Origin of the sequence: Streptomyces sp. XM4193 (assembly GCF_023072595.1) — a bacterium.
In the GTDB taxonomy this organism is placed as follows: domain Bacteria; phylum Actinomycetota; class Actinomycetes; order Streptomycetales; family Streptomycetaceae; genus Streptomyces.
Map to the genome: position 1 here is coordinate 1 of NZ_JALLGK010000010.1, position 7,856 is coordinate 7,856.

At 72.6% G+C, this 7,856-nt stretch carries 1 protein-coding gene; it reads right to left on the reverse strand.

Going from position 1 to position 7,856, the window contains the following annotated elements; translation table 11 throughout:
• Positions 1-7,846, reverse strand: a 7,846-nt coding sequence (locus MTQ01_RS22050) for a type I polyketide synthase (RefSeq protein WP_247492564.1), incomplete at its 3' end; no start/stop codon positions are given.
• Positions 7,847-7,856 lie beyond the last annotated feature (10 nt).

Here is a 7,856-nt window from a genome sequence, read left to right on the forward strand (position 1 = left end):
CATCCAGACGCGCCAACGCCGCGTCCAACGCCTCCGCGAACACCGGGAAACGACCGTACAGTTCACGACCCATCCCGGCCCGCTGCGAACCCTGACCCGAGAACAACACCGCAAGCGAACGCTCCACCGCACGACCCCGCGCCACCTCCACCGGCGCACCCTCGGCACCCGCCAACAGCAACGCACGGTGCTCGAAGGAGGAACGACCGGTGGCCAGCGAGTACCCGAGGTCGAGCGGGTCGGCGTCGAGTGCGGTGAGGCGGTCCAGCTGACCCGGCAGCGCCTCCTCGGTGCGGGCGGAGACCGTCCAGGGCACGACGGCCGGGGTGACGTCCGGCTCCGCGGCGGCCTGCGGCTCGGAGGTGTCGGGTTCCGACTGCTCCAGGATCACGTGGGCGTTGGTGCCACTGAGGCCGAAGGAGGAGACGCCGGCCCGCCACGGGCGTCCGGTCTCGGGCCAGTCGGCGTGCTCGGCGAGCAGCCGGACCGCCCCGGCCTCCCAGTCGACGTGCGTGGAGGGACGGTCGATATGCAGGGACTTGGGCAGTGTGCCGTGGCGCATGGCGAGGACCATCTTGATGACGCCCGCGACACCGGCTGCGGCCTGGGTGTGCCCGATGTTGGACTTGATGGAGCCCAGCAGCAGCGGCTGCTGCTCGTCCCGGTCCCTGCCGTAGGTGGCCAGCAGCGCCTGCGCCTCGATCGGGTCGCCCAGCGTCGTACCCGTGCCGTGCGCCTCGACGGCGTCGACGTCGGCTCCGGTCAGCCCGGCACTGGCCAGTGCCTGCCGGATGACCCGTTGCTGCGACGGGCCGTTGGGCGCGGTGAGGCCGTTGGAGGCGCCGTCCTGGTTGACGGCGGAGCCGCGGACCACGGCGAGGATCTCGTGACCGTTGCGGCGCGCGTCGGAGAGCCGCTCCAGCACGAGGACGCCGGCGCCCTCGGACCAGCCGGTGCCGTCGGCCGCGTCGGCGAACGCCTTGCAGAATCCGTCGCCCGCGAGACCGCCCTGCCGGGTGAAACCGGAGAAGTTCATCGGCGTCGACAGGACGGTGACACCGCCCGCGAGCGCGAGGGAGCTCTCCCCGCTGCGCAGGGACTGGGCGGCGAGGTGCAGCGCGACGAGCGAGGAGGAGCAGGCGGTGTCGACTGTCAGGGCGGGGCCTTCGAGACCGAGGGCGTAGCTGACGCGTCCGGAGATGACACTGGTGGCCAGGCCCGTGCTCGCGTGTCCCTCGACGTCCTCGCGGGAGGTCATGACGAGGTTGGCGTAGTCCTGGCCGGTGGTGCCGACGAAGATTCCGGTGGCGGATCCGCGCAGGCCCGCCGGGTCGATGCCGGCCCGCTCCACGGCCTCCCAGGACGTCTCCAGCAGGATGCGCTGCTGCGGGTCCATGGCGAGCGCCTCGCGCGGCGAGATCCCGAAGAACCCGGCGTCGAAGTCGGCGACGTCGTGCAGGAATCCGCCGCGCTTGGTGGCGCTGACGCCCCGGTTGTCCTGGCCGCCGCCGAAGAGGGCGTCGAGGTCCCAGCCCCGGTCTGTCGGGAAGCCGGTGATGCGGTCCTCGCCGTCGGCGAGCATCTGCCACAGCGCGTCGGGGGTGTCGACGCCGCCGGGCATCCGGCAGGCCATGCCCACGATGACGACCGGGTCGTCGGCGACGTCTGCCGCCACCAGCGGGGCGCCCGACTCGCCGTGCTCGTCGAGGAGTTCGGCCACCAGGTGCTCGGCGAGGCCGTGCGGGGTGGGGTAGTCGAAGACCAGGGTGGCGGTGAGGCGCAACCCGGTGACGGTGGTCAACCGGTTGCGCAGTTCGACCGCGGTGAGCGAGTCGAAGCCGAGCTCGCGGAACTCGCGGCCGGGCTCGACGGACTTGGCCGACAGGTGGCCGAGTACGGCGGCGGCCTCGGCGCGCACCAACTCGACGGCGTGCGCGGTCCGTTCGTCGGCGGGGAGTTCGAAGAGGCGGCGGGCGAGGTCGGCTGCGGTGCTCGCGCCGCCGACGGCGGTCGCGGCGGCGCGACGAGTACCGCGCACCAGATTGCGCAGCAGCGGCGGGACGAAGCCGAGGACACGGCTGTCGCCCGAACTGGCGCCGATGGCGACGACGAGGGGTTCGTCGGAGCCGGTGGCGGTGTCGAAGAGGGCGAGCCCGCGTTCGACGGGCAGGGGGGCGGCGCCGGACGCGGCGATGCGCTGCATGTCGGCTTCGGAGAGGGCGCCGGTCATGCCGGCGGTCTGCTCCCAAGCACCCCAGGCCAACGACAGACCCGGCAGACCCTCATCCGCACGGTGCTGAGCCAGCGTGTCGAGAACCACGTTGGCCGCCGCATAACTGGCCTGACCAGCGCTGCCCATCACACCGGAAACCGAGGAGAACATCACGAACGCGGCAAGATCCAAGTCCCGCGTCAACTCGTGCAGATGCCAGGCCGCATCCACCTTCGGACGCAACACCGTCGCCAACCGCTCAGCAGTCAGCGCCGTCACCACGCCATCGTCCAGAACACCCGCCGTGTGCACCACAGCCGTCAACGGATGCTCCACAGACACCGAACCCAGCAGCTCAACGACACTCTGCCGGTCCGTCACATCGCAAGCACGAACATCCACATGAGCACCGGACTCGACCAGTTCGTCGCGGAAAGCATCAATGCCCTCAGCAAACGGACCACTGCGAGAGACCAGCAGCAGACGACGAACGCCCCGCTCCTGAACAAGGTGACGAGCCAACACACGCCCAAGACCACCCGTACCACCAGTGATCAAAACCGTGCCCTCAGGATCCCAACGCGCCGGCATCCTCAACACGATCTTGCCAACGTGCCTGGCCTGACTCATGAAACGGAACGCCTCACGAGCCCGACGCACATCCCACGTCTTCACCGGCAACGGCGACAACACACCCGCCGCAAACAAACCGACCAACTCGGACAGCAACTCACCCGTCCGATCAGGACCGGCCTCACCCAAGTCGAAAGCCCGGTAACGGACATCGCCCACCGACCCCGGATCACGGACGTCCGTCTTGCCCATCTCCAGGAACCGACCACCGGGGGCGGTGATCCGCAACGACGCGTCCACGAACTCGCCCGCAAGCGCGTTCAACACCACGTCCATCGCCGGGAACTTCTCCGCGAAGGACAGGTCGCGCGAGGAGGCGATGTGCTCGTCATCCAGGCCCAGCCCGCGCAGCGTGTCCCACTTGGACTCACTCGCCGTCGCATACACCTCGGCGCCCAGGTGACGCGCGAGCTGGATCGCGGCCATACCAACACCGCCGGCACCGGCGTGGACCAGCACCTTCTCCCCCGCCGACAACCCACCCAGATCGCGGAAGGCGTAGAGGGCGGTGAGGAACACCAGCGGCACAGAAGCCGCCACCTCGTCCGTCCAGGACTCGGGCACACACGCCAGGAAACGCTCGTCGATGAGGGTCTCCGAGGCCAGACCGCCCGGCACCATACCCATCACACGGTCACCGACGGCGAGGCCGGTGACATCCGGACCGACCGCGGTCACGACACCCGTCGCCTCCGCGCCCAACAGACCGGCCTCACCCGGGTACATGCCGAGCGCGTTCAACACATCACGGAAGTTCAGTCCCGCAGCACGCACCTCAACACGGACCTCACGACCCGCCGGCTCCTCCCACACCTCCGGAGCAGGCACCAGAGCGAGCGCGTCGATGCTGCCGGGAGCGGTGCTGTCCAGACGCCACGGGAGTCCGGGTACCGGGAGCAGCCCGGCTCCGGTGGTGAGCCGGGCGAGGCGCGCGACCAGGAGGGTGTCCTCGCGGACCGCGAACTGGGTGTCGCCGCCGGCCAACAGGGCGGGCAGCTGGGGCAGTACGTCCTCGACGCCGGCATCGCCGTCCAGGTCGAGAAGAGCGAAGCGGCCGGGGTTCTCGGCCTCCGCGCTGCGGACGAGACCGTGGGCGGCAGCGGCCGGGAGGTCCCGCGCGGTGGTGTCGGGCCCCGCGGCGACGGCGCCCCGGGTGACGAACACCAGTCGGCCGGCGCCGGACGGGTCGAGTTCGAGCCACTCACGGACCAGTTCGAGGGTGCGGGCGGTGAGGGCGTGGACGGCGGCGGGGGTGTCGCCCTCGGGGGCGGTAAGGGGGACGAGGACCAGGTCGGGGGCGTGGCCCGCGGCCTCGGCGAGGTCGGACACCGTGGTGGGCAGGCCGAGGTTGTCGGCGCCCAGGGTGACCGCGCGGACGTCGTCGGCACCGCCGTCGGGGGCGGGGACCCACTCCAGCCGCAGCAGGCCGTCCTGCTCGCTGCGGTGCAGGGCGGGGGCGTGGAGGGCGGAGGGGGCGCGCAGGACCAGCGACTCGGCGGAGAGCACCGGGGCGCCCTCGACGTCGACGGCGGCGATGGACACCGAGTCCTCGCCGGTGCGGGCGACCCGGGCGCGTACGACGGAGGCGCCGCCCGCGTGCAGGGAGACCCCGGACCAGGAGAACGGGACGAGCTTCTTGCCGTCGCCGAGCCCCGCGAAGCCGACGGACTGGACGGCGGCGTCGAGCAGCGCCGGGTGCATCCCGTAGTACTCGGCGTCGTCCACCCGGGAGGGCAGGGCGACCTCGACGAAGGCCTCGTCGCCCCGTGTCCAGACGGCGCGCAGGCCCTGGAAGACGGGTCCGTACTCGGTGCGCTCGTAGAAGCCCTCCAGGTCGGCGGCGACCGCGCCGCGCGGCGGCCAGACGGAGGCGTCGAGCCCGGCGGTGCGCTCTCCGGTGGTGAGGAGTCCGGTGGCGTGCTCGGTCCAGCGCTGCTCGGGGTCGTCGACGGTCTGCGAGTAGACGGTGACGGGACGGGCGCCGGACTCGTCGGGGGCGCCGACCCAGACCTGGACGAGTGCGGCGGAGGTTTCGGTGAGGATGAGGGGCTTGGCGAGGGTGAGTTCCACGATCCGGTCGCAGCCGACCTGGTCGCCCGCGCGGACGGCGAGTTCGAGGAAGCCGGTGGCGGGGAAGGCGGCCATCCCGCCGACCGTGTGGTCCATCAGCCAGGGATGGGTCTGCGCGGAGAGGCGTCCGGTGAACAGGACGCCGTCGGTTCCGGCGAGGGAGACGGCGGCGCCGAGCAGCGGGTGTTCGGCGGAGGCGAGACCGGCGGCGCTGACGTCGCCGGCGGCGGCCATCAGGACGGGCCAGTACCGCTCGTGCTGCCAGCTGTAGGTGGGCAGGTCGGTGCGGCGGGCGCCGGTGCCCTCGAAGCAGGTCGCCCAGTCGACGGTGACGCCGGCGACGTGCAGCCGGGCGAGGCCGGTGAGCAGGGCGCGTTCCTCGGCACGGTCCTTGCGCAGCACCGGCGCCACGACCGTGTCGGCGCTCTCCAGGGACTGCTGGGCGAGCGCGGTGAGGACGCCGTCGGGGCCCAGTTCGACGAAGGCGTTCGCTCCGGCGTCGGCGAGTGCGCGGACGCCGTCGGCGAAGCGGACCGTGGCGCGGACGTGCTCGACCCAGTAGTCGGGGCTCGTGTGGAGGCGTTCGTCGGCGAGGGCGCCGGTGACGTTGGAGACGATCGGCAGGATCGGCTCGTGGTAGGTGAGGCTCTCGGCGACGCGGCGGAACTCCGCGAGCATCGGCTCCATCAGCGGCGAGTGGAAAGCGTGGCTGACCGAGAGGCGCTGGGTCTTGCGGCCCTCGGTGGCGAACTCGGCGGCCAGGGCGAGGACTTCGCTCTCCGCACCGGCGAGGACGACGGAGTCGGGTCCGTTGACGGCGGCCAGCGAGACGCCCGCGGTCAGGCGCGGCGCGGCCTCGGCCTCGGTCGCCTGGACGGCCACCATGGCGCCGCCGGACGGCAGTTCCTGCATCAGGCGGGCGCGGGCGGCGACGAGGGTGCAGGCGTCGGCGAGGGAGAGGACCCCGGCGACGTGCGCGGCGACGATCTCGCCGATGGAGTGGCCGGCCACGAACTCCGGTGTGACGCCGAGCGTTTCGAGGAGCCGGTGGAGGGCGACCTCGACGGCGAACAGGGCGGGCTGGGTGTACCCGGTGGAGTCCAGGAGGGCGGCCTCGGGGGTGCGCCGGTCGGCGAACATGAGGTCGCGCAGCGGGCGGTCGAGGTGCGGGTCGAGGAGGGCGAGGACCTCGTCGAGCGCGGCGGCGAACGCCGGGAAGCGCGCGTACAGTTCGCGGCCCATGCCGGGGCGCTGGGAGCCCTGGCCGGAGAACAGGACGGCGAGGGAGCGCTGGCCGGCCTGGCCGCGGGCCACCTCGGTGGGGATGCCGTCGAGGCCGGCCAGCAGTACGGCGCGGTGCTCGAAGAGGGAGCGTCCGGTGGCCAGGGAGTGGCCGATGTCGAGCGGGGTGCCGGGGGTGGCGTCGAGACGCGTCAGCTGGGCGTCGAGGGCGGCCTCGGTACGGGCGGAGACCGGCCACGGGACGACGGGGGCCACGGTCACGGGCCCCGCGGGGGTCTCGGGGGCCGCGGGTGCCTCGACGGGCTCGACCTGTTCGAGCAGGACGTGGGCGTTGGTGCCGCTGATGCCGAAGGAGGACACACCGGCACGGCGCGGGCGGCCGGTCTCGGGCCAGTCCTGGGCGTCGGTGAGCAGGCGTACGGCGCCGCTCTCCCAGTCGACGTGCCGGGAGGGGGCGGCGGCGTGCAGGGTTGCGGGCAGCACGCCGTGGCGCATCGCCATGACCATCTTGATGACGCCCGCGACGCCCGCGGCGGCCTGGGCGTGCCCGATGTTGGACTTGATGGAGCCGAGCAGCAGCGGCTGGTCGGCGGGGCGGTCCTGGCCGTAGGTGGCCAGCAGGGCCTGCGCCTCGATGGGGTCGCCGAGGGGTGTGCCGGTGCCGTGCGCCTCGACGGCGTCGACGTCGGAGGTGGTGAGGCCGGCGGTGCCGAGCGCCTGCCGGATGACGCGCTGCTGGGCGGGCCCGTTGGGCGCGGTGAAGCCGTTGGAGGCGCCGTCCTGGTTGACGGCGGAACCGCGCACCACGGCGAGCACGGGGTGGCCGTTGCGGCGCGCGTCGGAGAGCCGCTCCAGGAGGAGCACGCCGACGCCCTCGGACCAGCCGGTGCCGTCGGCCTCGTCGGCGAACGCCTTGCAGCGTCCGTCGCCCGCCAGGCCGCCCTGGCGGGAGAACTCCATGAGCGAGCCGGGCGCGGACATCACGTTGACGCCGCCCGCGAGGGCGAGGGTGCACTCCCCCGCACGCAGGGCGTGGGTGGCGGCGTGCAGGGCGACGAGAGAGGAGGAGCAGGCGGTGTCGACGGTGACGGCGGGGCCTTCGAGGCCCATGGTGTAGGAGAGGCGCCCGGAGGTGGCGCTGGCGGCGATGCCGGTGCCGATGTCACCGGTGGCGTCGGACAGGGACCTGATCATCAGGTACGCGTAGTCCTGGCCGTTGGTGCCGACGAAGACGCCGGTGCGGCTGCCGCGCAGGGCGCGCGGGTCGATGCCCGCACGTTCGACGGCCTCCCAGGAGGTCTCCAGCAGGAGGCGCTGCTGCGGGTCCATGGAGACGGCCTCGCGGGGCGACACCCCGAAGAAGGCGGCGTCGAAGTCGGCCACCCCGTCGAGGAATCCGCCCTGCTGGCTGACCGCGTGACCGCGGGCGTCGACGCCCGCCTCGCGCAGCGCGTCCAGGTCCCAGCCGCGGTCGGTGGGGAAGCCGGAGACGGCGTCGGTGCCGGTCTCGACGAGGTTCCACAGGTCCTCGGGAGAGTTGACGCCCCCGGGGTAGCGGCAGCTCATCGCGACGACGGCGATGGGCTCCGAAGCCGCGGCGGAGAGTTCGCGGTTCTGCCGCCGCAGGCGCTCTGTCTCCTTGAGCGAGGCCCGGAGAGCTTCGACAACTTTTTCGCTGGGCGTGGTCATGTTGGCTCCG